Source organism: Hymenobacter chitinivorans DSM 11115, assembly GCF_002797555.1.
Lineage (GTDB): Bacteria > Bacteroidota > Bacteroidia > Cytophagales > Hymenobacteraceae > Hymenobacter > Hymenobacter chitinivorans.
Window position 1 is genome coordinate 1,655,707 of record NZ_PGFA01000001.1, and the last position, 26,600, is coordinate 1,682,306.

18 protein-coding genes and 3 tRNA genes are annotated in these 26,600 nt (G+C 62.4%); 8 read left to right on the forward strand and 13 right to left on the reverse strand.

Annotated features, from left to right (window positions below; translation table 11 throughout):
- Positions 1-174 precede the first annotated feature (174 nt).
- Positions 175-3,273, forward strand: a complete 3,099-nt coding sequence (locus tag CLV45_RS24850) for a rhamnogalacturonan lyase family protein (RefSeq protein ID WP_157807336.1) — start codon at positions 175-177, stop codon at positions 3,271-3,273.
- A 547-nt stretch (positions 3,274-3,820) separates the two neighbouring features.
- Here the strand turns inward: CLV45_RS24850 and CLV45_RS06875 are convergent.
- The 3 genes from CLV45_RS06875 to hisS form a co-directional block, all read right to left on the reverse strand.
- Positions 3,821-5,794 carry a T9SS type B sorting domain-containing protein gene (locus CLV45_RS06875; protein ID WP_157807337.1) on the reverse strand — a complete coding sequence of 658 codons (1,974 nt, stop codon included), beginning with the start codon at positions 5,792-5,794 and terminating at the stop codon, positions 3,821-3,823.
- A 267-nt stretch (positions 5,795-6,061) separates the two neighbouring features.
- On the reverse strand, positions 6,062-7,561 hold the full coding sequence (gene hutH / locus CLV45_RS06880; protein WP_100335627.1) for a histidine ammonia-lyase: 1,500 nt from the start codon (positions 7,559-7,561) through the stop codon (positions 6,062-6,064).
- A gap of 558 nt (positions 7,562-8,119) precedes the next feature.
- Positions 8,120-9,520: a histidine--tRNA ligase gene (hisS, locus tag CLV45_RS06885; RefSeq protein ID WP_100335628.1), complete on the reverse strand. Its 1,401-nt coding sequence runs from the start codon at positions 9,518-9,520 to the stop codon at positions 8,120-8,122.
- 214 nt (positions 9,521-9,734) lie between these two features.
- Between hisS and CLV45_RS06890 the strand changes: the two genes are divergently transcribed.
- On the forward strand, positions 9,735-10,523 hold the full coding sequence (locus tag CLV45_RS06890) for an AraC family transcriptional regulator (RefSeq protein ID WP_100335629.1): 789 nt from the start codon (positions 9,735-9,737) through the stop codon (positions 10,521-10,523).
- A 165-nt stretch (positions 10,524-10,688) separates the two neighbouring features.
- Complete coding sequence (locus CLV45_RS06895; protein WP_100335630.1) at positions 10,689-11,054, forward strand: hypothetical protein; 366 nt, start codon at positions 10,689-10,691, stop codon at positions 11,052-11,054.
- A gap of 90 nt (positions 11,055-11,144) precedes the next feature.
- Here the strand turns inward: CLV45_RS06895 and CLV45_RS06900 are convergent, their stop codons facing one another.
- The 10 genes from CLV45_RS06900 to CLV45_RS06945 all read right to left on the reverse strand — a co-directional run bounded on the left by CLV45_RS06900 (position 11,145) and on the right by CLV45_RS06945 (position 23,467).
- Positions 11,145-11,510: a hypothetical protein gene (locus CLV45_RS06900; protein WP_157807338.1), complete on the reverse strand. Its 366-nt coding sequence runs from the start codon at positions 11,508-11,510 to the stop codon at positions 11,145-11,147.
- Positions 11,511-11,645: 135 nt separating this feature from the next.
- Positions 11,646-12,308, reverse strand: coding sequence for a TIGR02117 family protein (locus CLV45_RS06905; protein ID WP_100335632.1), 663 nt, complete (start codon positions 12,306-12,308; stop codon positions 11,646-11,648).
- Positions 12,309-12,419: 111 nt separating this feature from the next.
- A complete protein-coding gene (locus CLV45_RS06910; protein ID WP_100335633.1) occupies positions 12,420-13,895 on the reverse strand; it encodes a serine hydrolase domain-containing protein in 1,476 nt (491 codons plus the stop codon).
- 177 nt (positions 13,896-14,072) lie between these two features.
- Positions 14,073-16,532: an outer membrane beta-barrel family protein gene (locus tag CLV45_RS06915; RefSeq protein WP_170061824.1), complete on the reverse strand. Its 2,460-nt coding sequence runs from the start codon at positions 16,530-16,532 to the stop codon at positions 14,073-14,075.
- A 497-nt stretch (positions 16,533-17,029) separates the two neighbouring features.
- Entirely contained in the window at positions 17,030-17,407 is a 378-nt protein-coding gene (locus CLV45_RS06920; protein ID WP_100335635.1) for a hypothetical protein, read from the reverse strand.
- A 170-nt stretch (positions 17,408-17,577) separates the two neighbouring features.
- A complete protein-coding gene (locus tag CLV45_RS06925) occupies positions 17,578-17,979 on the reverse strand; it encodes a carboxypeptidase regulatory-like domain-containing protein (protein ID WP_100335636.1) in 402 nt (133 codons plus the stop codon).
- 584 nt (positions 17,980-18,563) lie between these two features.
- Complete coding sequence (locus tag CLV45_RS06930; protein WP_170061825.1) at positions 18,564-19,985, reverse strand: toxin-antitoxin system YwqK family antitoxin; 1,422 nt, start codon at positions 19,983-19,985, stop codon at positions 18,564-18,566.
- Between the two features lie 186 nt (positions 19,986-20,171).
- Entirely contained in the window at positions 20,172-21,353 is a 1,182-nt protein-coding gene (locus CLV45_RS06935) for an acetyl-CoA C-acyltransferase (protein WP_100335638.1), read from the reverse strand.
- Positions 21,354-21,512: 159 nt separating this feature from the next.
- Entirely contained in the window at positions 21,513-22,493 is a 981-nt protein-coding gene (locus tag CLV45_RS06940; RefSeq protein WP_157807339.1) for a tetratricopeptide repeat protein, read from the reverse strand.
- A complete protein-coding gene (locus tag CLV45_RS06945; RefSeq protein ID WP_100335640.1) occupies positions 22,490-23,467 on the reverse strand; it encodes a VWA domain-containing protein in 978 nt (325 codons plus the stop codon). The genes CLV45_RS06940 and CLV45_RS06945 overlap by 4 nt, the downstream gene beginning before the upstream one ends.
- Positions 23,468-23,660: 193 nt before the next feature.
- Here CLV45_RS06945 and CLV45_RS06950 point away from each other — a divergent pair.
- From CLV45_RS06950 to CLV45_RS06970, 5 genes are all read left to right on the forward strand, one after another.
- Positions 23,661-23,751: transfer RNA gene (locus CLV45_RS06950), tRNA-Ser, on the forward strand.
- A gap of 90 nt (positions 23,752-23,841) precedes the next feature.
- A tRNA-Pro gene (locus CLV45_RS06955) sits at positions 23,842-23,915 on the forward strand.
- A 115-nt stretch (positions 23,916-24,030) separates the two neighbouring features.
- Positions 24,031-24,104, forward strand: a tRNA-Arg gene (locus tag CLV45_RS06960).
- Between the two features lie 240 nt (positions 24,105-24,344).
- Positions 24,345-24,839, forward strand: a complete 495-nt coding sequence (locus CLV45_RS06965; protein WP_100335641.1) for a hypothetical protein — start codon at positions 24,345-24,347, stop codon at positions 24,837-24,839.
- A 356-nt stretch (positions 24,840-25,195) separates the two neighbouring features.
- Positions 25,196-26,578 carry a T9SS type A sorting domain-containing protein gene (locus CLV45_RS06970; RefSeq protein ID WP_100335642.1) on the forward strand — a complete coding sequence of 461 codons (1,383 nt, stop codon included), beginning with the start codon at positions 25,196-25,198 and terminating at the stop codon, positions 26,576-26,578.
- Positions 26,579-26,600: the final 22 nt, after the last annotated feature.

Sequence of the window (26,600 nt, forward strand, 5' to 3'; positions counted from 1 at the left end):
AGTTCGCGCTACTGGCCGGCTGACTGTAAGAGAAGGGGCCGCTGCCTCCGGAAATAATTATGGCGTAGCAGGATAGTGCAGGACACCTGCCCGCTTGGGATTCAGGACTTTCACCCCGCTGCCCGCCGCCAAGCCGGCCCCCGCCCCGACCTTCCACTTTCCAAAATTCCTACTATGAAAACAACCTTACTACAAGGCCGCAGGGCCTGGCTGCTCTGCCTCGCCTGGCTGCTGCTCACGCTGCCGACCCAGGCCCAGAAGTTTCTCGAAAAGCTCAACCGCGGCGTGGTGGCCGTGCGCACCAGCCCCAGCCAGGTGTACGTGGGCTGGCGCCTGTTCGGCAATGACCCGGCCGGCATCAGCTTCAACGTGTACCGCGGGGCCACCAAGGCCAACCCGACGCCGATTACGGGCTCCACCAACTTCGTGGACAACACCTCCGCCAACGCTACCTACAGCGTGCGGGCGGTAATCAACGGGGTGGAGCAGGCCGGCTCGGCCACCGCGCCCACTCTCAGCCAGCAGTTTCTGAAAGTGCCCCTCCAGGTTCCGGCCGGCGGCACCACGCCCGCGGGGGAGGCCTACACCTACTCGGCCAACGACTGCTCGGTGGCCGACCTCAACGGCGACGGGCAGTACGAAGTCGTGGTGAAGTGGGACCCCAGCAACGCCAAGGACAATTCCCAGAGCGGCTATACCGGCAACGTCTACCTGGACGCCTACACGCTCAGCGGCACCCGGCTGTGGCGCATCGATTTGGGCCGCAACATCCGGGCCGGGGCCCACTACACCCAGCTCATGGTCTATGATCTGGACAGCGACGGGAAGGCCGAAGTGGCCGTCAAAACCGCCGACGGCACCGTGGACGGCCAAGGCAAGGTCATCGGCTCGGCCGGGGCCGACTACCGCAACTCGGCGGGCTATATCCTCTCGGGCCCCGAGTTCCTGACCGTCTTCAACGGGCAGACCGGCGCGGCCATGGCTACCACCAACTTTGTGCCCGCCCGGGGCACCGTGAGCAGCTGGGGCGACAGTTACGGCAACCGCGTCGACCGGTTCGTGTCGGCCATTGCCTACCTCGACGGGCAGCGGCCCAGCCTGGTCATGGGCCGGGGCTACTACACCCGCCTGGTGCGCGTGGCCTGGGACTGGCGCGGCGGGCAGCTCACCCAGCGCTGGGTGTTCGACTCCAACACCACCGGCAACTCGGCCTACGCTGGCCAGGGCAACCACCAGCTCACCGTGGGCGACGTGGACGGCGACGGCCGGGACGAAGTCTGCAACGGGGCCAGCACGATTGACGACAACGGCCGGGGCCTGTTCAGCAGCGGGGCCGGCCACGGCGACGCCCTGCACATGAGTGACTTGAGCCCCGACCGGCCCGGCCAGGAAGTGTGGCAGTGCCAGGAAGAGCCGGCTAAGTACGGCACCAACGGGCTGCAGCTGCGCGACGCCCGCACCGGCCAGCTCATCTTCGGCGTGCCCACCACCGGTGACGTCGGCCGGGCCATGGCCGCCGACATTGACCCCCGCTACAAGGGCGCCGAAGTATGGGGCTCCACCGGCGGCGTGTATACCTGCACCGGCCAGCAAATCAGCACCTCCCGGCCCAGCATCAACTTCGGCTTGTGGTGGGACGGCGACCTGCAGCGCGAGCTGCTCGACGGCGACAAAATCGACAAGTGGAACCCGGCCACCAACTCCGTGACTCGCCTGGCCTCGATTTACGCCGAGCCCTTCAACATGGGCTATAACAACTCCACCAAGCGCAACCCCGGCGTCAGTGCCGACGTGCTCGGCGACTGGCGCGAGGAAGTCATTACCCGCAGCCTCGACAACCAGAGCCTGATTGTGCTGACCACCACGATTCCGACTAGTTACCGCCTGCCCACGCTGATGCACGACGCGCAGTACCGCACCCAGGTGGCTTTGCAGAACTCGGCCTACAACCAGCCGCCCCACCCCAGCTACTACCTCGGCGGCGGCATGGCCCCACCGCCCACTCCGAATATTACGTTGGTAGGCGCCACGACCACCCGCTTGGGCAGCAGCGCCACCAACGTGGCGCCCGTAAGCGGCGACGCCGCCACCCAGCCCGACAACCTGACCCTGCGCTGGAACGGCACCGCCAGCCGCTACCACGTCTTCGTTGGCGCCTCGCCCCAAAGCCTGGAGCTGGTAGCCACCACCGCCGAAACCAGCCTGCTGCTGGCCGCCCAGGCTGAATTGAAGCAGTATTACTGGCGCGTGGATGCCCTCTACGACGGCGACGAAAGCCGGGATGGGGAAACCGTGGCCGGGGAAGTCTGGTCCTTCACGACCGTGGATAATGTGCCCCCGCTGGCCCTAGCCAAGGATATTTCGGTCACCCTCGACGCTACCGGCCAGGCCCGCATCAGCGGCGCCGACGTGGACAACGGCTCCTCCGACGCCTACGGTATTGCCTCCCTACTGGTAAGCCCGGCCGTGTTCAGCTGCGCCACCCTGGGCGCCAACCCCGTAACCCTGACCGTGACGGATGACAACGGCAACTCCGCCACGGCCCCCGCTACGGTGACGGTGCTCGGCAGCCTTCCCACGGCGGCCATTACCGTGACGCCAGGCAGCTCCGTGTACACTGGCGGCGCACCCACGACACTGTACTTGGGCTACGGTCCGCAAAGCGTTACGCTCACGGCTTCGGGCGGCCTGCGCTACCAGTGGAGCCCCGCCGCCAGCCTCAGTGATGCCGCGGCGGCCGCGCCGGTATTCACGGCCGCCACGCCCGGTACCTACGCCTATACCGTGACGGTCACCAACGAGTACGGCTGCACGGCCACGGCTTCGGTTACGCTGAAAGTAGTGGAGGCCCGCTGCGGCAACAAGAACGACAAGGTGCTGGTGTGCCACCACGGCAAGCTGCTCTGCGTGGACAACAGCGCCGTAGCCGCCCACCTGACTAATCACCAGGACCAGCTGGCTACCTGCGCCACCGACCCCGCCGGCGAAGCCCGGACCGCGGCAGCAGAATCGGCCGGCGTATTTGAAGCCTACCCCAACCCGTTTGCCGAGCGCACCACCATCAGCTTCCGCAGCGCGCAAACCGCCGCCGCCCGCCTGCAGATCTTCAACGCCCTGGGCCAGCTGGTAGCCACGCTCTACGACGAGCCCGCCACCGCCGGCCAGCTCTACCAGCGCCCCCTCGACAGCAAAGCCCTGCCCGCCGGCCTCTACACCTGCCGCCTGCTGCTGGGCGGCCAAGTTCAGACCCAGAAGCTCATGATTGAGAAATAGTTTCTGGCAACGAGCCACCGCATGATGTACAAATCAGGCGGCACAAGCATCCCTTTTGGTAGAATTCACCGCTAATCCCGATGGATATACAGTAAAGCAAATTGGCCTTGCCTGGTTACCTATTTGCGTAAACAGATGCGGATAATTAATTTTACTGTATACCTGTTTTGTGCAAAAGGTAGATGCCAGGGTGTTGGGTTTGGTATGCGTGCCGGTAAATAGGAGTAGGATGTTTACTCCTGATTCGGAGCGTGAAACACCTTTTCCGGGCGTAGGGCTGCCGGACATAGCCAAGCGTTGTCCAGGCCTGCATCAAAAGCAGGAGAGGAATGATTAATGGCGGGCAAATCCGCTGCGGGTGAAGGTTGCGAAGGACCTTCCTTACTGAGTCACAAGCCTTATTAAATGTGAAAAGTCCTTTTCTGCCTACGCGGAAAAGGGCTTTTGCACGTTGGCAGAGGCTGTAGTCAGTTAGGCGAGGAAGGTCCTTCACTGCGTTCAGGATGACAGGTCTAACAACTTACAACTGACAACTACCAACTAAGGCTCACCGCAGCAGTGTGATGGTGCCGTGCTGCACCACGCGTTTACCGGTTTCGTCGGTGGCTTCGAAGCGCCAGACGTAGGCGCCGGGCACGGGTTGCTCATTGCCCACCCGCCCGTTCCAGGTTTGGGTCCGGTCGGTGCCGCGGAACACCTGCTGGCCGTTGCGGTCCACGACGGTGAAGGTGAACGTAGACAGGAACCGCCCTTTCACTTCCAGCACGTCGTTGAGCCCGTCGCCGTTGGGCGTAAAGGCCGTGGGCAGCACCACTTTCATTTCCCGGGCTACCACGGCAATATTGGAGTAGCTGGGCTGGCTCAGGCCGGGGCTGGTGGCCGCAATACGGTAGCGCAATACCTGCCGGTCGGGGGGCGGAGCTTGGTCCAGAAACGCCTGGCCAGTGGCATTGGCGGCGGGCTGGCTGAGTACCGCGCCGTTGGCATCCACGAGCTGCACGGTGTACTGCACGGCCGGGTCGGGGCCGCGTAGCTCGCTCCAGCTCAGCTGCACGGAGCTGCTCTCCAGGTCGGCGGCTTTGGCCGTGAGCAGCACCGGGCAAAAGGGCGCACTCAAGGCCGAGGTATTGCCGCAGTCGTCCACGAACTGGGCCTGGTAGCAGGCCACGGCCTCGGGGGTGAAGCGCTGGGTGGAGTCGCGCAGACTGCGGCGGCCGGTCAGCCCGATTTCGGTGGGCGTGCCGGTGGCGGTACTGCGCAGGTAGCGCACCCGCCCGCCGGCTGGCAGACCCGGTACGGTGGCCGTGAGCTGCACCTGATTGGCGGGCGTGAAGCTGGCCACCAGCTGGGGCACGGGTCGCACCGGGCTGGGCGTGGTCGTCACGCAGGCCTCGTTGGAAACCACGGTAGTACGGGCCACGGCCGGGCCGCTCAGGGCTTCGAGCTGGTAGCAGTACTGCACCCCGCAGGTCACGGCCGCGTCGGTGTAGCGGGTAGAGCCGGCGGGCAATGTGGCCAGCACCTGGCCGTTGCGCCGGAGCGAATATGAAGCGCCCGTGCCGCCGAAGGTCAGCTCGTTTTGCCCGTTGGTGGAAGTAGCGGCCAGGAAAAGGGCGCAGACCGGCGGCGACACCGGCAGAGCCGCCGACTGGCACACGTCCCGGATGGCGACGCGGTAGCACTCCGGGCCGGCCACGGGGCTGAGCGTGGCGCCGGTGCCCGAGAAAACGGCCTGGGGCAGGGAGCGGTAGCCGCCGGGGCTAGCCGCATCGGCCTGCTGGAGCTCGTAGCGGTAGCCGGTTGGCAAGGCATCGAGCTGCAACTGCAAGCTTGTGCCCGAAAGCGCCAAATGGCGAATAACCGGGGTGGGCGGGGCGGCCAGGGTGGCGTAGGTGGTGCTGTCGGCGCCCACGCACAGGCCGCCCGAGGCGTAAAATCCCTTGACCACAATTTTGCCCGTAGTGCTGCCCACGGCATATACCTGCGGACCGGCGCCCTTGCTCACGGGCTGCACCGCTCCATCATTGATGCGGATGGAGTAAGCATCATACGCCTGGTCGGTAACGTTGACGCGCACGAAGCCGGGGGCGCAGGCTTCGACCTGAAACGTGGGCTTGGTGGTGGCAAATACTTCGTAGACCCGCAGGAAAATAGTGCCGGTACCAGCTCCGGCCTGGGCGTTTTCGGCTACCGTAACCGGGCCGGGCTGGGTGGGCGTGAAGGTGGCCGTGCGGCTGCTGTAGCCGGTGCAGGGTGCCGAGGTACGGGCCCCGGGCACAAACTGGTAGTACAGCGCGTTGCGGTCCACGCCGGCGCGGCCGGGGCAGGTAATGACGATGCGCACCGGCCGGCCCACGCAGAAGCTTTGCACGGGCTGGTTGGTTTGCACGTCGAAGGCCTCGAAAGGCTGGTCACAGTTGCTGGGCAGCGGGTCCAGGCACTGGGCCGGGACCAGGCGGGCTGCCCCGAGCAGGACCAGCAGCAGACAGGCGAAGAGGCGGAAGGAATTCACAGTGCTCATAACGTAGGACACCCGCAGTTGCGTTTGGCCGCGGGCTAAAATAGGCAAGACCCGCGCAATAATAGGTCGTCGGTCATCCTGAGCTTGCGAAGGACCTTCCTTCCCTAATTGATAAGCGGTATTCAACGCACAAAAGCCCTCTACCACCGCACGGCAGTAAAGGGCTTTGCACGTTGGCAGAAGCTGTAGTGGGGTAGGCGAGGAAGGTCCTTCGCTTTGCTCAGGATGACCGACCTAACAGCGTCCCCACATCCTGGCCGCCCCGGCCTATGGCCACTCGTAGCCACGCACGAAGGCGGCGGCGGCGTGCAGATCGGGGTAGAGGATCCGGTCCCGGCTCACGAACTTGACCTTCTCGCGGAAGGCTTCTACCACTTGCTCCAGCTGGGGCGAGGTGCGGGCCGGGCGGCGGAAAGCCAGAGCCTGGCAGGCATTCAGGAGCTCGATGCCCAGAATCTGCTCCACGTTGTCGAGGACCCGGCGGGCCTTGGTGGCGGCGTTGGCGCCCATGCTCACGTGGTCTTCCTGCCCGTTGCTGCTCACGATGCTGTCCACCGAGGCCGGGGTGCAGAGCTGCTTGTTCTGGCTCACGATGCCGGCGGCGGTGTACTGTGGAATCATAAAGCCCGAGTTCAAACCTGGCTCGGCCACCAGGAAAGGTGGCAAACCACGCTGCCCGCCAATGAGCTGGTAGGTGCGCCGCTCCGAAATGCTGCCCAGCTCGGCCACGGCAATGGCCAGAAAGTCGAGGGCCAGGGCCAGGGGCTGGCCGTGGAAGTTGCCCCCGGAAAGAATCAGGTCGTCGTCGGGGAAGATGTTGGGGTTGTCGGTTACGGCGTTGCACTCGGTTTCGAACACCTGGGCCACGTAGGCCAGCGCGTCGCGGGAGGCGCCGTGCACCTGGGGCTGGCAGCGGAAGGAGTAGGGGTCCTGCACGGCCGTTTTGGGCTGCTGCTGCAACTCACTGCCCTGCAAAAAGCCCCGAATCCGCTCGGCCACTTGAAGCTGCCCGGCGTGGGGCCGGATCTGGTGCAGGCGGTGGTCGAAGGGCTCGGCGCGGCCGTCGAAGGCTTCCAACGACAGGCTGCCGATGACGTCGGCGGCCTGGGCCAGGCGCTCGGCCCGCAGCAGGCCGTGCACGCCGTAGGCCAGCATAAACTGGGTGCCGTTGAGTAGCGCCAGCCCTTCCTTGGCTTCGAGCGTAATGGGCGTCCAGCTAAAGAGGTGGTGGGCATCGGCGGCCTGCAGGCGGTAGCCTTCGTAATTCACCTCACCCAGGCCTACCAAAGGCAGGCACAGGTGAGCCAGGGGGGCCAAATCCCCGCTGGCGCCCAAGGAGCCCTGCTGGTACACCACCGGCAGAATGCCGCGGTTGTAGAAGTCGAGCAGGCGCTGCACGGTGGCCAGCTGCACCCCGCTGTGGCCGTAGCTCAGGCTCTGGGCCTTGAGCAGCAGCATCAGGCGCACCAGCTCGGCGGGCACTTCCTCGCCCGTGCCGCAGGCGTGCGACATCATCAGGTTCACTTGCAGCTGCTGCCGCTCCTCGGGGGCAATGCCGGTGTTGCAGAGGGCCCCAAAGCCGGTATTGATGCCGTACACCGGCGCGTCGGATTCCCGCAGGCGGTTGTGCAGGTAGTTGTAGCAGTCCGTTATCCGCTGGGTGGCGGCGGGGCTGAGCTTGACGGTTTGCTGGCTGGCCAGCAGCTGGCGCAGGGTTGGTAAATCGAGGTGGGTGGAGGGGTCGAGGTAGAAAACGTCGGCAGGCATGCGGGTGGGTGAAAAGAAAAACTTGGGTGGCTGGCAAGTTCCTCAAATCTTTTGGAACCGGCCACGTCCCCGCGCAATTTGCCCGGCCAGCCCCACCGACGGCTGCCGGAAAGCATTCTGCGCAGTCGCTCGGCTAGTGCCGAGTGACACCTATGCAGAGGGGCTCTGCCCCGAGCGTCCCGCGCCGTGTGGCCGTTCTAGCGGCGCGGATTAATTCGCAGCAGAGCTGCTCACGCGTAATCGTCACTCGGCAATAGCCGAGCGACTGCGCGGAAACAAGCCCTAACGGCTGTCAAAAGGCATTCCGCATTTTAGAATGCGTAAAATCAGCTTCCGCGACGCATTCCGCGTTTCGGAATGGATAAAATCAGGTTCGGCAACGCATTCTAAAATGAGGAGCGGCCCGCTGAACGTTCCGCAGGCCATTCCAAAATGCGGAACGCGTTGCGGAGCGTTCAGCGGGCCGCTCTAAAACGCGGAATGCGTCGCGGAAGCCTCCACGACGCATTCTGGTACTCAGCCGGTGGGTTTGCCGCCGCGGCGGCCGGCCCGCCGAAACTAGGCCAGCGTGGCTAGCACTTCGGCCAGCGTCAGGGTTTTTTCTTCGCCGGTGCGCAGCTCCTTGAGCTTGAACTGACCCGCGGCCCGCTCCTCGGGGCCCTGAATGAGCACGTAGGGAATACCCTTGGCGTCGGCGTACTTGAATTGCTGGGCCAGCTTCTTGCTTTCCGGGTACATTTCGCTCGGCACCCCGGCCGCCCGCAGCTCCCGCAGCACCGGCAGCAGCTGGCGCATGCCCTCGGCGTCGAAGTTGGTAAGCAGGCAGCGGGTGGTAGCGGCGGCGCTTTCGGGGAAGAGCTGGAGCTCCTCCAGGCAGTCGTAGAGCCGATCGACGCCGAAGGAGAAGCCCACGCCCGACACGCCCGGCAGGCCGAAGGCGCCCGTGAGGTTGTCGTAGCGGCCCCCGCCGCTCACGCTGCCCATGTTCACGTTGTTGATCTTGATTTCGAAGATGCAGCCCGTGTAGTAGGAGAGGCCCCGGGCCAGGGTCGGGTCAAATTCGAGGCGTTCGAACTGCTCGAAGCCGAAGCTGGTGAGGAAGTCCACGACCTGGCCCAGCTCCTGCAAGCCCTTGTAGGCGTCGGGGGCATCGGTGGGCACCTGGGCGGCGCCAAAAGCGGTGCGCAGCTTGTCCAGCTTGTTGGTAAACGAGCCCTCCACGGCCAGCAGGCCAAACAACTGCTCGGCGGCCGCCGCCGAAAAGCCCCGCTCCAGGAGCTCCTTGGTTACCCCGTCACGCCCGATTTTGTCGAGCTTGTCGATGGCCACGAACAGGTCCGTTTCGCGGGCTTCGCTGCCCAGGGCCTGGTAAATGTTGCGCAGCACCCCGCGGTGGTTGATTTTGATGGTATAGTCCGTCAACCCCAGCGCGTTCAGCACCTCGCTCATCATCAGCACGATTTCGGCCTCGCAGAGCAGCGAATCGGTGCCCACTACGTCGGCGTCGCACTGGTAAAACTCCCGGTAGCGGCCGCGCTGGGGCCGGTCGGCGCGCCACACGGGCTGAATCTGGTAGCGCTTGAAGGGGAACGTGAGCGTGCCGCGGTTCATAACCACGTAGCGGGCGAAGGGCACCGTCAGGTCGTAACGCAGGCCCTTTTCGGCCACTTTGGGCAGCACCCGGCGGGTGGCTTTGCCGTCCTCGTTCTGCAAATCCTCGACCGTGACGTCCTTGAGGAAGTCGCCCGAATTGAGGACTTTAAACAGGAGCTGGTCGCCCTCGTCGCCGTATTTGCCGGTCAGCACCGACAGGTTTTCCAGGGTCGGGGTTTCCAGGGGGGCGTAGCCGAACTTCTCGAAGGTGCGGCGGATAATGCCGAAAATATAGTTGCGGCGGGCCACCACGGCCGGGCCAAAGTCGCGGGTGCCTTTCGGAATGCTGGGTTTCTGAACGCTCATCGGGTGTTATGCGGAATGATGGCGCGAAGGTACAACGCCCCGGCTGACTTCTGCCAGCAACAATCGGGCAAGGCCGGGCCGGCGGGTTTCACATCATCATGTGGGCCCCGCTGCCGTTTTTCTACAATGCCCGGCGGCCCCGGAAGTCGTATCTTCATCGGGTTGGCATTGCGCGGGTCGGCGGCGGCGGCGTGGGTGGCCCGCCCCTTACATCATGCACGTTCAGTCTTTTCCTCCGGCCCCGGAACTAGCCCCCTACGTCGAGCAGTACTCCCTCTGGGATTACGAAGCCGCCACGGCCGCGCCCGGCCGGCCCCCGGTGTTGCTGGGCCTGATCAACGGGATTCACGTGCTGGGCTACCCCGAGCCGGGCGCGGCACCGGGCCCCGCGGCCGGACCGGTCGTGGAGCTGCTGGGCTTTACCACCCGCCGCCAGCTGTATCCGCCCGCCGGCAGCCGGGTGGGTCTGCTGGGCGTGTATTTGCAGCCCACGGGCTTTTACAGTCTGTTTGGCCAGCCCGTGGCCGGGCCCCAGCCCGCCGACCCCGCCGGGCCCATTCAGCGTTTTGCCCGGGAGCTGGCCTGGTGCGTGCGCCAAAGCCCGCTGGCGCCCGTAGCGGCGGCTGAGGAGCTGCTGCGGCGCCACATTCGGCGGGAGCCGCCGCGGCCGGCCGCCATGGCTCCGGTGGCGGCCACTATTCGAAACCAGCACGGGCAGGTAGCCCTGGAAGACCTGGCCCGGGCTGCCCAGCTGAGCCGGCGGCAGCTGGAGCGGCGCTTCGTGGCCGAGGTGGGCATTACGCCCAAGCTCTACGCCCGCATTGCCCGCTTCAACCACGTATTTCAGCTGCTGGAGCAGGAGCCCCTGCTACCCTGGCCCGATATCAGCTACCAGTGCGGCTACTTCGACCAGGCCCACTTCATCCGGGAGTTTCGCAGTTTCACGGGTGAGGCGCCCGGCCACTACCTGCAGCAGTACCACGCCGCGGCCCGGGTTTCGTAGGCTGTTTTGGGGCCGTGTCGCTTTTATCCAATACTTCCGCCCGGCCCCATTGTATCTTGGGTTCGGTCATTCGTGCTCCCCCGCGCCGGTCATGCTGCTGGCGGCCTGCCTCCCTGCCGCGCCTGCGGGCGCCCATCTGCTGCCTTGCCTTCGACTGATCTTGCTATGAAAACGTACGTACTCGTGCGCCTGAGCCTGCTGATGCTGGCGCTGGGCGTCGCCTTGGCGGGAGCTGCGGCCCCGCTGCCCACGGGGGGCTACTGGAACGTGGAAACCAACCTGACCACCCGCGACTACACCATTATCCGCTTTTTCAACGACCAGAACCAACTCATCTACGAAGAGCGGATCGACAACCTGTGCCTGGGCTTAAGTAAAGACTCCGGACCCTGCCGGGCCACTACCCGGCAGCTCAACCTGGCCCTGCAGCAAGTGCTGCGCGACCCCGCCACGGCCCGCCAAACCACGACCATGCTGGCCCTGCAGCTGGGCCAAAACCGCCGGGTGCAGCGCGTGTACGCTGTCCGCTGAAGCTAGCCCCGCATTACTGGTTGGTAATGGCGGTTGCCAGCCGTTGCGTTATTGCCAAAGCCGACTGCAACTCAGTCGGCTTTCGGCTTTTCAGAGCGGAGCAAACGAGCCGGGGTCCATTCCGCCAATGGTTTCCGCATCCAGCAGGGAAGGCACTACGAGGGGCTGGGATTCGGCGTCGAGGTCCAGGAAATGGTGGCGCACGTTGTCGGGCACGTGGCAAAGCACCAAGCGGCGGTTCTGGCAGTGCAGCAGGTAGGCGTAGGCCAGCAGTAGGTCGATGGCCTCGGCCGAGAGGTGGTCGAGCAGGCTACAGTCGACCCAGATGGCCGGTTTGGGGCTGCGGCTGGCCCGGTGCAGGGCCCGCGTCAGCTTGATTTCATCGGTAGCGTGGTGGGAAGGAGCCAGCACCAGCAGGTAGCTCTTGGGCAATTCCTCACGATGAACATCAAGCATAGCAACAACGCGTACTGGTGGGCCGGCCTCCACAGTTAGCAGCCGGGTTCCTGATACGTGTGGTATTCTGCTTAGGACTTGGTATTAAGCAAGGAAATTTGGACTGTTGGCAAGAAAATACGCCTAGGGACGAGCTTACTCGGTGGTCTTGGGCAGGCGGCTGCGCCTAGTCTGAAACAGCACGCTGCCGGCCAGCGGCGCTTTGAGGGCCGCCCGCAGCCCGGCCCGGCGCAGGGTGGTGTTGGTCCAGTCGTTGCAGGTGCGCAGGGCGTGGTACCGGCCCCGGGCCCGGAAAAAGAAGTCGTCGGGGGTGTAGCCGGCCGCGTTGCGCAGCTCGGGCCGGCCGGTGCTGTCGGGCCGGAACGACTGCTGAATCAGCTCGGTCAGGCGGCGGTACTCGGCTTCGGAAATCTGCAGGCTGACCACGTGCCGGCCGGGGCGGGGGGCGCCTTCGTAAAAGTCGATGTGCATCAGGGTGCGGCCCGGCCCCACGGCCCGCAGAATGGTGCCGAGTTTGGGCAGGTGGCCCCCGTACGATTCGAGGTAAAACCGCTCACTACCCCAGCCGAAAGCCGCGTAGCGGTACTGGGCAAACCGGGCCGTGAGCTGGGGCTGCCCGAGCTGGGGCAGCCAGTCGGTGCCGGTGCGGGGCTCCAGCAGGGGCAGCACAATGTCGGTGTGAAACCCGTTGGATACCACAAAGACGGGAATTCCGCCCGGCGTCTGCCGAAACTGCCGGTTGGCGGGCACCAGGCCGCCGGCAAAAAACAGGAAGAGAAAAGCCAGGGCGGGGTACATACAAGCGGCAACGCGGGTGAAACCCAAAAGTACTCCGAATACTTGCTGCCCTGCCCAGAAAACGTACAAGGCCGCGGCAGGTGCCGCGGCCTTGTATGCCAATATCCTGGTTTACTGCAGCGCTTTGAGCTGGGCGGCGGCGTTGCGGTTTTGCGGGTCGAGCTTGAGCACCTGCTGGTAGTTTTTCGCGGCCAGCGGCTTGTTGCCCAGCTCCTGGTAGGTTTCGGCCAGACTGTCGTAGGTGTTGGCGCTCTTGGGGTAGAGGCTCACGTTCAGCTTGAAGATTTCCAGGGCCTGCCGGGCCTGATTCTGCCGCAGCAGGTTGTAGCCCCAGGCATTCACCTCGGCTTCGGGCAGCTGGTAGCCGGGGTTCTTCTTTTGCTGCTGCCGCACCAGCTCCAAGGCGTGGTCGAAGCCGCGCTTCCGGAGCTCATTGTGCAGGCTGCGCAGCGCGGGCGGCAGGCCAAAGCCGCTGGCCAGGCGCATATCGGGCACGTAGTAGCTGGCCAGCTCGTCCACGAACCGGTCGGGGTTGGCACCCGTCAGGTTGGTGAGCACCACCACGGCCAGGTCGTCGTCGGGGTAGAGAAACACGGTTGAGCGGCCGCCGCCTACCGGCGCCACGGCCCGGTGCTCGGGGCGGGCCACGGTGGGCCAGCCCAGGGCGTAGCCGTTGAGCTGCTTGCTGAAGCCGGCGGTGGTGCCGTTGGTGAGCCGGGCGGGCGTCCAGAGCGTGGTCAGGCTGGCGGGTTGCAGCAGCTTGCCCTGTTGCAAGGCCAGCACCCAGGCCGCCATTTCCTCGGCCGTCGAGTTGAGGCCGGCGGCCGTGCGTAGCATGGGCGCAAACACCTCGAACATGTTGTGTAGCTCCTTGGTGCGCTGCAATTCCCCGTCCACGGAGAAGAAATAGGAGTAGCCCCGGGCGCTGTGCGGTACCACGCTGAGGGCATCGCCGAAGGTGGTGCGGCGCAGGCCGGCGGCCTGGATCTGGCGCTCCTCGATGAATTGCGTAAACGGCTTGCCGCTGAGTTGGTCGATGAGCTTACCCACCAGCAGGTAGTTGGTTTGGTTGTAGCTGAATTTCTCCCCGGGCTTGGCCTCCAACGGCTTGGTTTGCACGGCGGCCCAGGCGGCTTTCTGCTCGTCGGCCGTTACCTGGGTGTCATCGGGCATAATGTCGGGCAGGCCGGAGGTGTGAGTCAGCAGCTGGCGGATAGTCACGCCCTGCCAAGCGGCCGGCAGGCCCTGTAAATACTGACCGATAGGGGCGCCCACGTCCAGCTTGCCGGCTTCCGCGAGCTGCATCACGGCCACGCCCGTGAAAGCCTTGGTAATGGAATTAATCGGAAATATCGTGCGGCGGGTCACGGGCACCGAGTCCTGCACGTTGGCCAGGCCGTATTCGCCCAGCTTCACGATTTTGCCGTGGTGTACCACGGCCAACTGCAAACCGGGAATGCGCAGCTGCTGCATCCGAGCCCGCACGAAGGCATCTACGCTGTCCGATGTAGTAGTTGGCTGGGCCATAGCGCTGGTAGTCAGGCTCAGGCCAGCGCATAGGGCAGCAAGCCAAGTTGTCGTTTTCATGAAACTCGGAGGAACGATGGTAAGAGGGAATAATTCGGGAGCGAAAATATACTGATTAGCTACTATAAAGCCAGGTTGCAAAATTCCCGGCTTTTGCTGGTTGGGCTGGTTGTCAATCGGTCCTTCCAAGGCGTACTCAGAAGGACCGATTGGCAAGCCGCCGGGTGCTGGGCCGGCTTAGCCGCCGAAGCCGCCACCGCCGCCCTGGGGCGCCGACTCAATCTTCTTCGGGGGCTTGTTGGAGCCGAAATACCAGCTGAAGCCCAGGTAGCCGACGCGCGTTTCGTACTTGTTGAGGTAGGTAGCGCGGAAGCCATTGTCGCCGAAGGCCTCGATGCGCTGGCGCTGGGTGTTCAGAATGTCGCTCACCCGCAGCGTAAGGGCGCCCCGGTCGTTGAACAGCTTCTGGCGCAGGGCCACGTCGATGCCGCCCTGGGGCAGCAGGCGGCCCTGGGGCGTGATGACGGCGGCCCGGTAGGTGCCCGTTACCTGCACGTCGAGCTTGGGCAGGGGCGTAAAGCTGTTCATCAGGCGGGCCGTGCCGGTCAGGTTGCGGCGGCTGGCTTCGGTGTTGGCCAGGGCCGTTACCGAGTTGCGAAACAGCGAGCCGCTGGCCGTCAGGCGCCACCACTTAGCCAGGGGCTGATTCAGACTCATTTCCAGGCCGTAGCTCTGGGTCTGGCCGAAGTTGCGGTTCCGCTCGGCCGTTACCACGCCGGCGGCGCCGTTGAGGCGGGTAGCTTCCTCATCCACTTCCCGGATGCGCTGAATGGCGTTGTTGGTTTGGCGAAAAAATACCGTGGTGTTCAGGCTGGCCCCGCCCATCGACACCTGGTGGCCTACCTCGAAGGCGTTGATGTACTCGGGCCGCAGGCTGGGGTCGCCGAGGCGGTAGCTGCGCTGGTCCTGGTAGAGCGGGAAAGCCAGCAGCTGCATGAAGTTGGGGCGGTTCAGGCGGCGGGCGTAGCTGAGCTGCAGGCGCTGGTCGCCGGGCAGGGTGCGCACCACCGTGGCCGAGGGAAACAGGTTGAGGTAGTTGAGGTTAAAGGCGCCCTGGCCCCCCACTACGTTGCCCTGGGTGTGGGTGTATTCGGCCCGCACGCCGCCCTGGTAGCTCCACTTGCCGCGCTGCAGCTGGTAGGTAGCGTAGCCGGCCTGCAGGTATTCCTGGAAGGTGTAGGCCACCGAGCGGTCCGCAATGCGGGTGTAGCTCCAGGGCTGGTCGGTGTTCTGCACCAGGTAGTCGTCGGTGCCGTGGTTGGTTTGCCACTGTCCTTTGAGGCCCATGTCGAAGCGGCTCACCGAATCCAGCGGGTGGGTGTAATCGACTTGCCCGTACGCGGCCTTGAGGCGCACGCCCAGGTCCTGCTGCCACTCGGGCTCGGCCTGGCTGGCGGTGGTCAGCTGCTGGGCCACCATTACGTCGGCCCACAGGTTGGTGTAGCCCAGGTTGGCGGTCAGCTCCCGGCCCTTGTGCTTAGCCCAGGTGCGGCGGTAATCGGTCGACAAATCCAGGGTATTCACGTTTTCCGGTACCCGCTGGGTGTTTTGCTGGGCCTCCCCGTTCAGGATGGCCTGCTGGCTGGCCGTATTCCGGCCGCGGTTTACCTGGGGCTCGGCCGTAAAAGTAAGGCTCTGCTCGGGGCTGATGGTGTAGTCCAGGCCCACGCGGCCCTCGTGGTTGCTGTTGTGGCGCTGGCCCCGACCTTCCTGGTGCAGCAAAATCGTCTGGTTGTCGAGCACCACGGTCTGGTCCACGTTATTTTGCTGGCGGTACCGGTCGTCACGGGCGTTGTAGCTGCCAAAGACGTTCACCTTGCCGCGGCGGCGGTTCAGGCTCAGGGAGGTGTTGTACTTGTCGGCCGTCCCCAGGTTGGCCGTCGCTTGCCCGTTCCAGCCGTCCTTGCGCTGCTTTTTGAGAATGATGTTAATCACCCCGCCCGAGCCGGCCGCGTCGTAGCGGGCCGACGGATTGGTCACAACCTCCACTTTCTCAATGGCGCTGGCCGGAATCTGCTCTAGGCGGGTACCGGTGCCGCCGTTGGCCGCCCCGCTGGGCTTGCCGTCGATGAGCACCGTAATGTTGCTGCTGCCGCGCATGCTCACCGTCCCGCTCTGGTCTACCGACACGGAGGGCACGTTCTGGAGCACGTTTACGGCCGTGCCGCCCACGCTGCTCAGGTCCTTCTCCACGTTAATCACCTTTTTGTCCAGGTTGTCGACCACGGCGGCCCGCTCCCCCTGCACCGTCACGCCGGCCAGCTGGGTGGTAGTGCTCAGCAGCTTCAGGCTGCCCAGCTTAGCGGCGGGACCGGCAGCGGTTAGGCTCACCGGGCGGCGCAGGGGCTGGTAACCCAGCACGGTGGCCCGCACCAGGTAATTGCCCAGGGCTACCTTGTCGAGGGTAAAAGTGCCGTTTTCAGTGGTTTGGGTGCCTTCCACAAAGGTGGAGTCCTGGGCCCGCAGCAGCACTACGTTGGCAAAAGGCAGGGGCTGACCGTTGCTGTTATCGAGCAGGGTACCGGCTACCGAACCCGGCCCCGCGCCGGGATTTTGGGCCCGCAAACCCAGGGGCAGGAGCGTAACAAGCAACCCCAGGCACCGCAGCGCCCGGCTAAAAGCAGAGGAGAAGTTCATGACAAGAAGGAGTGTGAGTGAAAAACCAGGCAAGGCAGAGCCCATCCAGGCGGCCGCGGATCCGCTGGGCTTCCTTTGCGCAGGAAGGGAGTAGAAGCTAAAAAGGCCTTTCGGAAACCGGCAACCATTGCCAACTGTCCGGCCGCGCGGCAGTAGCCACGAAGCATTGGGAACTGCCGCTAGGCAGTAAGTTGGGGATGGCCGGTGCCAGATTGCCCCAGTTGGGCAGGCGGCGGGAAAGGGAGAAACGAATAACTGATACAAACATACTAAAAGGTACTATGTAACGCAAGGTACCTTCTCAAAAAAATAATTGTCTTACGATATTGGTTGGATAACCGATTGTAAAACAACTATATGCTAAGTAGCCAGCAGCGGCTAACGGGACAGGAGCAAACCATTTAGCTTTCCCAACCGGCTTACCAACCGGCTGCGGAGCCTCTGCATAAGCGTCCGCAGCCAGCCGATAAGTGGTTATAATGCCGGGCCGGGGCCGACTAGCGGGTGGCGTACGTGCGCTGCACGCGGCGGTTCAGGCCCAGACCGTTTGAAATCATCGACGTGTTGCGGGTGCGCTGCACCTGCACCAGGGCCGAGTTGAGCATGCGGGCCGTACGGCGGCACGCGGTGGTGCCTTTGCTAGGGTCCAAACACAGCTCATCCAGGCGTTCCTCGTAGATTTTTTCGTGGCTCGCCGTGTAGAAGCGCACAATGCTGTAGTCGTGATGGGCCGCGTCGGTTTCGATGGTCCAGTAGCCCATGCCGGGCTGTTTAGCATCTTCGGTGTAAATAGTTGGCTGGGCCGAGGCCACCGAGATAGACAAACCAAATACAACTGCCAGCAGGCTCAGACGGGAAATCAGGGAAGTTTTCATAGCTCAGAAAGTGAAAAGAGTGGGGAAAGTACCGGGCAGCCGCACCCGCGACCGACCAAAAAGGCAAGCGTACCAGAGAAGGAAAAGCGGGGAAAGACGACCGGTAAAAAGCGGCGTACCAGGGGCTAAGCGTTGATCAACAACCGGGTAACTGCGCTACTTGCGGATGGTTACCGGGCGGAGGCAGAAAAAGCTAACAGCTGGGAATTAAGAGGCTGCAGGCTCAGGGTGCCCAGGGCCACGTGGGCTTGCTTGGCGTTGAAGGCCACAGTAGGCTGCTGCAGCTGGTAGCCCAGCACGGTGGTGTGCACCTTGTAGCTACCGAAGGGCACGTTGATGAGGCGGAAAGTGCCGTCTGGTCGGGTTTTAGCGCTGCATACCAGGCGGTTACCGGTACTAGTGACCAGCACCACATTGGTGCCTGGAATGGGCTCATGGGTGTCGGCATCGCGCAGCACCCCAGTTAGGGTGCCACAGTGCGCCGTGGGAGTGGAGGAACCCTGCACGCTAGAAATCAGCAGGGCAACGAACATAAACACGGCGAGGGCACGGAAAGCGAAGGGAGTTTTCATAGCAGGGACAGGAGAAAAGGATGAGTGAAGACAAAGGCCAGCCAGTGCGCGTCCAAACAGCCGCGGTTCTGTTCCGGACGAGTAGGCCGGTCAACGCAATGAGCAGGTAGGTTCTGGCCCCAGCAGGAGCTGCTTGCGCAACATGCCGAGGGGCAGGCGCCCCAGAGTAGTGGGGCCACTCCGGTGGCGGTGGGCCCGGAGGCGGCCTTTAGACCGTTTCCCCGTCAGGCAGAGTGGAAGAACATGACAAAGGTAACATATGGTACTATGTGATGCAAGGTAGTTTTAAAATTTATTTTCATTTGCTTGAAAATCCTTGCATTTACAGGGGAAAAAATCTGGCAAATTGTAGTTTGCGGGAACCACCATGCACTATTACTTGCAGCACGGTAATAAGATGGAAGCCAGGGCCAAAGGGCTGCCTAGAGCGGGAACTTTTTTTATATTCAGTGTTCTAAATATCAGGTAACTAATTGTATGTCAGGGATATAAAAGCAAATAAAAATCCCCGTCACTCTGCAGCCTGAGCAGAGCAACGGGGATGTAATGGGGGACAATGGCCCCGATTGGCTTCAAAAAAGCTCCTACTTGCCGGCCTTTACTTCCTGGCCGTTGCGGAAGGTTACTTTTTTGGTCACGGTCTTACCATCGGGCCCGAAATAGGTCCAAAGGCCGGTTTCCTTATTGTTGCGGAAAGCCCCGCTGATTTCGGTGGTACCATCTTCGCGCAGCTGCTTAAACGGCCCGGCCTTGAGGCCCTTCACGTACGTAGTTTCGGATTTCAGCTTGCCCGAGCCGTAAAATTCGCGACCTACGCCCACCGGGCGGCCATTTTCATACGTCAACTTGCTTTGCACGGTGCCGTTGTCGAAGTAAGTCAGCTTCTCGCCGCTGAGCTTGCCGTTGACGTAGATTTCCTGGGTCTGCACCTGCTTGCCGCCGGGGTAGAAGACGCGCCAAGTGCCGTTGGGCTGCCCGTTCTTGTACTGCTGCTCGCCCTTGGCCATGCCGTCCTCGTAGTAGAGCGTGATTTTCCGGTCCCGGCCCTGGTTGGCGTACTCAATGGTTTGCTCTGGCTTGCCCGATTCGTAAAAATCCTGCTGGGTACCGGTCAGCACACCGTTGCGGTAGGTCATTTTGCTTTTCACGGCCCCGCTTTCGTAGTAGGCCTTGGCCGGACCTTCCAGGTTGGCCGTGCCGCCGGCCATCTGGTGGGCCTGCTTGGTTAAATCGTCGCCGAGCGGGTTTTTCACGGCCCGCCCATTCAGTGCCGACGCCACGTAGGTGCCCTCGGTGCGCAGCTTGCCCGAGCGGTAGTAGCTGCGGTAGCTGCCCCGGCCGGTGCGGTCGGCCAGCACCTCGGTTTCCACTTGCCCGTTGTCGTAGTAGGTTTTGTAGGGGCCCGCCAGCAGGCCGCGGCTGAAGGTAGCTTCGCTCTGCAGCTGCCCGTTGGGGAAGTAGGTTTTCACCGGCCCATTGGCCTGCCCGTTCTGGTAGGTTATTTCGGCCTTGGGCTTGCCCGTCGGGTACAGCTCCCGGACCACGCCGGCCGGCTGCCCGTTGGTGAGCGTCGTTTCGAGCTTGATTTCGCCGCTGGGATGGTAGTAGCGCAGCGTGCCGGTGGGCTGGTCGTTGTCGTAGGTGCCTTCCTGGGCCACCTTGCCCGATTCGTAGTAGGTCTTGAAGGGGCCCTGGCGCGTGCCCTGGCTGTAGGTCACCTCCAGGCGGCGCTGCCCGCTGGGATGAAATTCCACGTAGGCCGAGTCGCGCTTGCCGCCGGCGTAGCGGGTTTGGGCTTCCAGCTTGCCGGAGCGGTAAAATCGTTTGTAGGAACCTTCCAGCACGGTGTCGCCGGCCACCAGGGCCGAGTATACTTCCCGTTTCTGGGTGTTGGTCGAGTCGTAATACGACACCAGGCGGCGCAGCTTCTGGGCCTGGGCAGCTTGGGTGGTAAGCAGCCCTGCGGCGGCCAGCAGCGCGAATCGAAAAGAAAACAACTTGTTCACTGTCATCAATAAGGAGAAAAAAGCGGATCCAGCTTTGGCTAGTTTGCGCCCGGTCTGCAAACGCCAAGCCAGTAGGCTTTAGTTTGCCGAAACGAAATAGCAAATAAAAAGCCGCTCTATATAGAAGAGCGGCTTTTCACCAGATCAAACAAACGGCGCGGCTTCAGGCAGCGGCGCCGCCGGGTACTAGAGGCGTTCCACGACCAGGCTGGAGGCGCCACCGCCGCCGTTGCAGATGCCGGTCACCCCGATTTTGCCGCCCTCGTTCTTGAGCACGTTCAGCAGCGTGGTCACGATGCGCGCCCCCGAAGCCCCCAGCGGGTGGCCCAGCGACACGGCCCCGCCGTATACGTTAACCTTGGTGCCTTCCAGGTTCAGCAGCTTGTTGTTGGCCAACGATACCACCGAGAAAGCCTCGTTGATTTCGTAGAAATCCACTTCGCTGGCGTCCACACCGGCATTTTTCAGGGCCTTGGGAATGGCCAGGGAAGGGGAGGTGGTAAACCACTCCGGGGCCTGCTCGGCATCGGCGAAGCCGCGGATTTTGGCAATCGGCGTTACGCCCAGCTCCTCGGCCTTTTCCTTGCTCATGAGCAGGATGGCGGCGGCTCCGTCGTTCAAGGTCGAGGCGTTGGCCGCCGTTACGGTACCGTCCTTGGTGAAGGCGGGGCGCAGGCCGGCTACTTTGGTGAAGTCTACTTTCAGATATTCCTCGTCGTCTTCGATGACCGTGGTTTTGCCGCGGCTTTCGATGGTTACGGGCACGATTTCGTCTTTCTTTTTGCCTTCCTTGGCCGCTTTGGCGCTGCGCGTGTACGACTCAATGGCAAACTCGTCCTGCTGCTCGCGGGTAAAGCCCATTTCCTTGGCCGTGTGCTCGGCCGCGTTGCCCATGGCGTAATCGTTGTACGGGTCCCAGAGGCCGTCCTTCATCAGACCATCAATCATCTGGCTGTGGCCGTACTTGGCCCCAAAACGAGCCTTGTCGAGGTAGTAAGGCACGTTCGACATGCTTTCCATGCCGCCGGCCAGAATCACGTCCGACTGCCCCAGCATGATGGCCTGGGCGGCAAACATGATGGCCTTGGTGCCCGAGGCGCAGACTTTATTTACGGTGGTACACTCCACCGTGTCGGGCAGACCGGCTTTCTTGGCTGCCTGCCGGGCCGGAGCCTGGCCCAGGTTGGCCGAAATAACGTTGCCCATAATCACCTGGTCAACTTCCTGGCCATCGACGCCGGCTTTTTCCAGCGCGCCTTTCAGAGCAATGGCGCCCAGCTCGGTAGCCGACAACGAGGCCAGGCTGCCGCCAAAGCTGCCGATGGGCGTGCGCACGGCCGAAATGATATATACTTCCTTGGTTTGCATAAAGGGTAAGGGTGGGAGTTTTGGGTGAATGACGGGTTAAAAGTACGAATTGCGCTGCTTGCAGCCAGCCCGGCCGTTTCCGCCGAGCAATTAGGCAGAGGCCGACCCATCACCGTTTGCCAAACCTGTAGCCGGCCCGCGTTGTTTGCCGAGGTTGTATTACCACGTTGGTTTTTTGGGGTCGGGTTTCTGGGCTGAACGGCGGGGCATCTGCTGTAAGTACTGCTCCTCGGCCGTGCGCAACGCATCCAGCAGCTGCCGGGCCTGGCCCGGGCTCAGGTTCATCTGCTGCAGCCGCTCCCGCTGGGTTTGCAGCTGGGTATCATTGAGCGTAGCCTGCTCACTGCCGGCTTGTGGGCTCCGGGCTCCGTTGGCTTCGGCCCCGGCTCCCGAGTCCAGGCCGCGGGTGCTGCCGGGCCGCGCACCCTGAGCTACGCGTTGCTGCGGGCCCTGCCCAGGCTGGAAATTCTCCCCGGCCTGGCTGCCGGCGCCGGGCTGGGGCTGGTTTGGGTTACGCTGGCCAGCTGGGTCAGGGCGCGGCTGGGCCTGGTTACGCGGGTCTTCGGGCTGGGTGGGGTCGTTGCGTTGGCCTTGCTTGTCCTGGCCGGGGCGGGTATCCGGCTGCCGATTTGGTTGCTGGTCTTTGCCGGGCTGGTTGGCGTCCGGTTGCGGTTTTGCCGCCGGAGGCATTTGGGGCTCGTTCGGGCGCCGGGCCAGGAAGTCGCGCAGCAGCTCGTAGTTGTAGCGCGCACTCTTATTAGTGGGGTCGGCCAGCAGGGCCTGGCGCAGCAAGCTTACTGCCTGAGCGTATTCCCCTTTTTGAGCCGCCAGCACGGCCAGCTGTTGCCGGGCCACGCTGCGTACGGCCGGGGCCCGGCTGGCCAGCAGCCGCCCATAGTAGGCCCGCGCCTGGGCCACCTGACCAGCCCGGGCAAACGCGTGGCCGGTGTTGAGCACCACAGCTTCATCCTGGGCCCCGAGCTTCTCCACGGCCCGGCGGTAGAGCTGGGCGGCCTGGGTAAACTCCCCGCGGCTATAGGCTGTCTGCGCCGCCAATAGAGCCTCGTTCCGGTCCCGGATGCGGGTCAGGCTGGCCCAGCTCGGCAGCGCCAGCAGCAGCACTACTACTAGAACTCTCACGGGCGAATCACTTTTATGGTCAATAGGATATCCAGCGCTAGTAGCAGCAGGGCCAGTGCCAGCGGGTAGCGGTAACGGTTGTCGGCCACGGCCACCGTACGCACTTGCTCGGCCTGCCCCTCGATGCGGTTAAGGGCATTGACCAGCAAGGGAAATTCATTGCGCCGGTCGGTTAGTTCAAAATACTGTCCGTTGGTTTGCTCGGCCAGGCGGCGCAGGGCCGTTGGGTTCAGTCGGCTCACCACTTCCCGGCCCCGCGCGTCCTTTAAGTAGCCCGAGCCGGCCGGGCGGGGCAGGCGGGCGCCTTCCAGCGTCCCGACGCCCATGCTAAAGAGGCGGGCTCCCGAGCGGGCCAGCACCCGCAGCGTGGGCTCCAGGTTTTCGCCGAAGTCCTCCCCGTCGCTTACTAGCACCAGGGCCGTCACCCGGGCCGGACTGCCCGCCACTTGGGGCGTCGCGCTCATGCGGGCCAGAGCCAGCTCCAGGGCGGGGGCCAGGTCGGTACCGGCCGCGGCCACCAGGTTTGTTTCGAGCGTATTCAAAAACAGTTGCAGGGCGCTTTGGTCGTAGGTTAGCGGGCACTGCACCGCCGCATCCCCGGCAAAGACGATGAGTCCGAGCCGGTCGGCCTGAAACCGGTTAATCAGCGTGCTGAGCTCGGCCTTTACTTTTTGCAGGCGGGTGGGGGCCACGTCGGCCGCGTCCATGGAGCGCGACAGGTCCACCAGCAGCCACACGTCCTTGCCGGCCGTGCGCACGGGCTGCTGGGTGACACCGTAGGCCGGGCCCAGCAAGGCCAGCAGCAGCAGCGGGAAATACAGTAGGCGCAGGGCCAGCTTCCAGCCCAAGCGCCACCCACGCTGCCCCAGGGGAGCAGCCAGGCGCCGGGTGCGCAAGGCGTAGCCGGCGTAGAGAATTAAAAAAAATATTGCTCCCAGCAGCTCTGCCCAGGAAAAGGGATAGGCCCAATTCATCGTGCTCCTTCTAAACTCAACTGGTTAGGATTCATACAGAAACGGCGGCCGGCGGCCCGGGTAGGGCGTAAAGATAGGTTTCCGGCAACTGCCGCACGGTGCCCGAAAATGAAGATTTTTTTTCCGGGGAGCTTTGTTTTTGCGTTCTACTCGTATATTTGCACACCCTTACAGCACTAAGGGAGCTTGTCTAGGAGAGATGGGTGAGTGGCTGAAACCAGTAGTTTGCTAAACTGCCGTAGCTCTAAAGGCTACCGGGGGTTCGAATCCCCCTCTCTCCGCCACGGGTTTTTTCAGGGCCTTGGAACGCCAGAATCCTGAAAAGTTTCCCTTCATCGGGTTGTTCCTCTCATCGAGGGCACCTCCGTTTGTTTCGGGGTGTAGCGTAGCCCGGTATCGCGCCTGCTTTGGGAGCAGGAGGCCGCAGGTTCGAATCCTGCCACCCCGACGTTATCTGTTTCAAACTATTGAAACCAAAAGGCCTTCTGACCCGCTCAGAAGGCCTTTTTTTTGTAAGCCGGAAGTCTTCCGCTACCTTTGCCAGGCTTACTGTTTGCATCCTTGCCTCGTTAGCTCAGTTGGATAGAGCGGCTGCCTTCTAAGCAGTAGGTCAGGAGTTCGAATCTCTTACGGGGTACCCTAAAAATGAGTCACTCAGCCTTCGGGTTGGGTGACTCATTTGTTATTGGTGCCTACTAGTATGCCCTTGCTATAGTCTAAGGGCCGTTTCAAGACTTCGCTCAGCCACCTTGGGGGCCAACTGCTCAGGGAAAGAGCGGACGCGAAAAGCGCAGTGGGTGATGGGCATTCCAGGGGGTACGCTTTTGATGAGCGGATACGGTAGCTTTGGATTGACTTAACCTATTGCTGGTGAATAATGAATACCCTAACTGCACTTCTCGGGCTGTTTGGTTTCCTGAGCCTGACAGCCTGTTCCTCCAAGGAAGAACTCCCGCAGCCCGTCTATCCGCCGGTGAATACGGCTGCTGTTCAACTGAATGGGGCCGCCTTTCCAATAGATATGACCAAGGCGGAAGTGTGGTATTCCCCAGTCAGGGATTTTAAGCCCTACGTTAGCTTGTTCATCTACCTTCCCACCCAAGTTAAGAATGAGTACATCGGCGTTAGCCTAGACGCCTATTCTATAACGGTAGGTAAGATGACGGCCGATGTCTCCTACCACGACAAGTATAGCACTGCTTGGCTTTCCTCCGATTGTAGCCCAGCGCGTGTAGAAGTGGAAATAACCAGGTTTGATGAAGCCACGAAGCGCGTTAGTGGAATATTCCATGCAACGGGGTGTAGGCTGCTTAGTGCTCCAGTGGATTTGACTAAAGGACAATTCGACTTTACGTACCTCGAAAAGTTGTAGAGGCTGTTTATTCCGACCATCCCACACCTGGTTTTGCGGCAACTGGGCTTTGACTTCTACAGGGTGCACCATGCCTGTCAAGAAGCGTGGCGCGTTAGAAACTGCTTGGGTGGCAGCCTACTGGCTTTGGCGAGTCCCCGCGGGTAGCTCAACCGTAAAGCGACTGAAAAAAGTCGTTTGAACGGTCCGCCGCCTCAGTAAAGACGCAGTAACTTGGCCAAAACAAGCTATTGAGTGGAATTTTTTGGGAGAAAGGTCTATCTTGGGCGGCGAAGATGTTGTAATCTTCGTAGTAGCCGTATCACCTAAGGCAACACCCTTGCCTTTCAGTTCTTTACTTAACCCTTTCTTTTCCAATGAAAAAAATCTTACTCCCCCTGTCACTATTGTGCGGTCTGGGCCTTTCGGCGCAGGCGCAATGGGTTCTGCAAAACACGACCAACCCGGAAACCCCTCCGGGCTTTTATGGTTCGTCTATCTACACCGTTAGCAACGATGTAGCCTGGCAACTGCTGCGGGAAGGTGGCGTTGCTAATGCCCCAGTTAATAACTTCGCCCGCACGGCTAACGGCGGGGTTTCTTGGCAGGCTGGCTCCATTACCGGTACCAACGGTTATCAGGCGGCTAACATCCACGCTATGGATGCCAACACTGCCTACGTAGCCCAGTTTGGCGCCGGCGGCGAGATTCTTAAGACTACGAATGCCGGCAAAAACTGGACGAAGGTTACTTCCTCTTCGCAGTATAGCGCACCGGGTAGCTTTGCCAACTGGGTGTATTTCTTCGATGCCAACAACGGTGTAACGCTGGGTGACCCAACCTCAGGTTACTTCGAAGTGTACACGACCAGCAACGGTGGTACCACCTGGACCCGGGTGCCGTCTGCCAATCTGCCAACTCCTCTTGATGCTCATGAATACGGACTGGTAGGCTCGTATTTTGCTCTTGGCAACACGATCTGGGCGGGTACTTCGCACTTTGAGGCTGATGACGCAACCGGCAAGCCCGCTCGTATTCTGAAGTCTACGGACCGTGGGTTGACGTGGACTGCTTCAAGCGCAATTCCGGCGTTTGGGTCTTCGGGCCAGATCAGCGCAATCGTTATGACTGATGCCAACAACGGTATTGCCAATAATGGTTTGACTATGGTATATACCACAGATGGTGGTACTACCTGGCAGCCCCGTACTTATACCGGCAACTTCGGCAGCAGCGATATTTCCAGCGTACCCGGTACTAACTTGATTGTCAGCGTTGGTCCCAACGTGGCTAGCCCCACCAGCCTGGCGCAGTACGGCTCGTCCTACAGCAAAGACAACGGTGCTACCTGGATTGACATCGACCGCAACAAGCAGTACACGTCGGTTAGCTTCGCTAGCCGCACTGCTGGTTATGCAGGTAGCTTCACCGATGATACCGGCGCCGGTGGCGTTTACAAAGCTACTGCCACCATCCTGGGTACTTCCCGCAACGCAGAGTTGCAAAAAGCCCTGGCCGTGTACCCCAACCCAAGTGCTTCGGGCGTATTCGCTCTGACGCTGAACTCGGCCATCAAGGCGGGTACCAGCGTGCGGGTGTTTGATGCCCTGGGTCGGCAGGTGCTCAGCCAGCAGCTGAATGCTACGGCCATTGCCTCGCAGAACGCTACCATTAACCTGAGCAAGGAGAAGGCAGGTCTCTACACCCTGGAGCTGCGCACCGAAAATGGTGTGGCTCAGCAGAAGCTGGTGATTGAGTAGTCATTTCCCGAGTAAGCTGAAA

Excerpts from the sequence above, each read along its gene's own strand:
- CLV45_RS24850 (WP_157807336.1), top strand. The coding sequence starts at position 175 with ATGAAAACAACCTTACTACAAGGCCGCAGGGCCTGGCTGCTCTGCCTC.
- CLV45_RS06875 (WP_157807337.1), bottom strand. The coding sequence starts at position 5,794 with ATGAGCACTGTGAATTCCTTCCGCCTCTTCGCCTGTCTGCTGCTGGTC.
- hutH (WP_100335627.1), bottom strand. The coding sequence starts at position 7,561 with ATGCCTGCCGACGTTTTCTACCTCGACCCCTCCACCCACCTCGATTTA.
- hisS (WP_100335628.1), bottom strand. The coding sequence starts at position 9,520 with ATGAGCGTTCAGAAACCCAGCATTCCGAAAGGCACCCGCGACTTTGGC.
- CLV45_RS06890 (WP_100335629.1), top strand. The coding sequence starts at position 9,735 with ATGCACGTTCAGTCTTTTCCTCCGGCCCCGGAACTAGCCCCCTACGTC.
- CLV45_RS06895 (WP_100335630.1), top strand. The coding sequence starts at position 10,689 with ATGAAAACGTACGTACTCGTGCGCCTGAGCCTGCTGATGCTGGCGCTG.
- CLV45_RS06900 (WP_157807338.1), bottom strand. The coding sequence starts at position 11,510 with ATGCTTGATGTTCATCGTGAGGAATTGCCCAAGAGCTACCTGCTGGTG.
- CLV45_RS06905 (WP_100335632.1), bottom strand. The coding sequence starts at position 12,308 with ATGTACCCCGCCCTGGCTTTTCTCTTCCTGTTTTTTGCCGGCGGCCTG.
- CLV45_RS06910 (WP_100335633.1), bottom strand. The coding sequence starts at position 13,895 with ATGAAAACGACAACTTGGCTTGCTGCCCTATGCGCTGGCCTGAGCCTG.
- CLV45_RS06915 (WP_170061824.1), bottom strand. The coding sequence starts at position 16,532 with ATGAACTTCTCCTCTGCTTTTAGCCGGGCGCTGCGGTGCCTGGGGTTG.
- CLV45_RS06920 (WP_100335635.1), bottom strand. The coding sequence starts at position 17,407 with ATGAAAACTTCCCTGATTTCCCGTCTGAGCCTGCTGGCAGTTGTATTT.
- CLV45_RS06925 (WP_100335636.1), bottom strand. The coding sequence starts at position 17,979 with ATGAAAACTCCCTTCGCTTTCCGTGCCCTCGCCGTGTTTATGTTCGTT.
- CLV45_RS06935 (WP_100335638.1), bottom strand. The coding sequence starts at position 21,353 with ATGCAAACCAAGGAAGTATATATCATTTCGGCCGTGCGCACGCCCATC.
- CLV45_RS06945 (WP_100335640.1), bottom strand. The coding sequence starts at position 23,467 with ATGAATTGGGCCTATCCCTTTTCCTGGGCAGAGCTGCTGGGAGCAATA.
- CLV45_RS06965 (WP_100335641.1), top strand. The coding sequence starts at position 24,345 with ATGAATACCCTAACTGCACTTCTCGGGCTGTTTGGTTTCCTGAGCCTG.
- CLV45_RS06970 (WP_100335642.1), top strand. The coding sequence starts at position 25,196 with ATGAAAAAAATCTTACTCCCCCTGTCACTATTGTGCGGTCTGGGCCTT.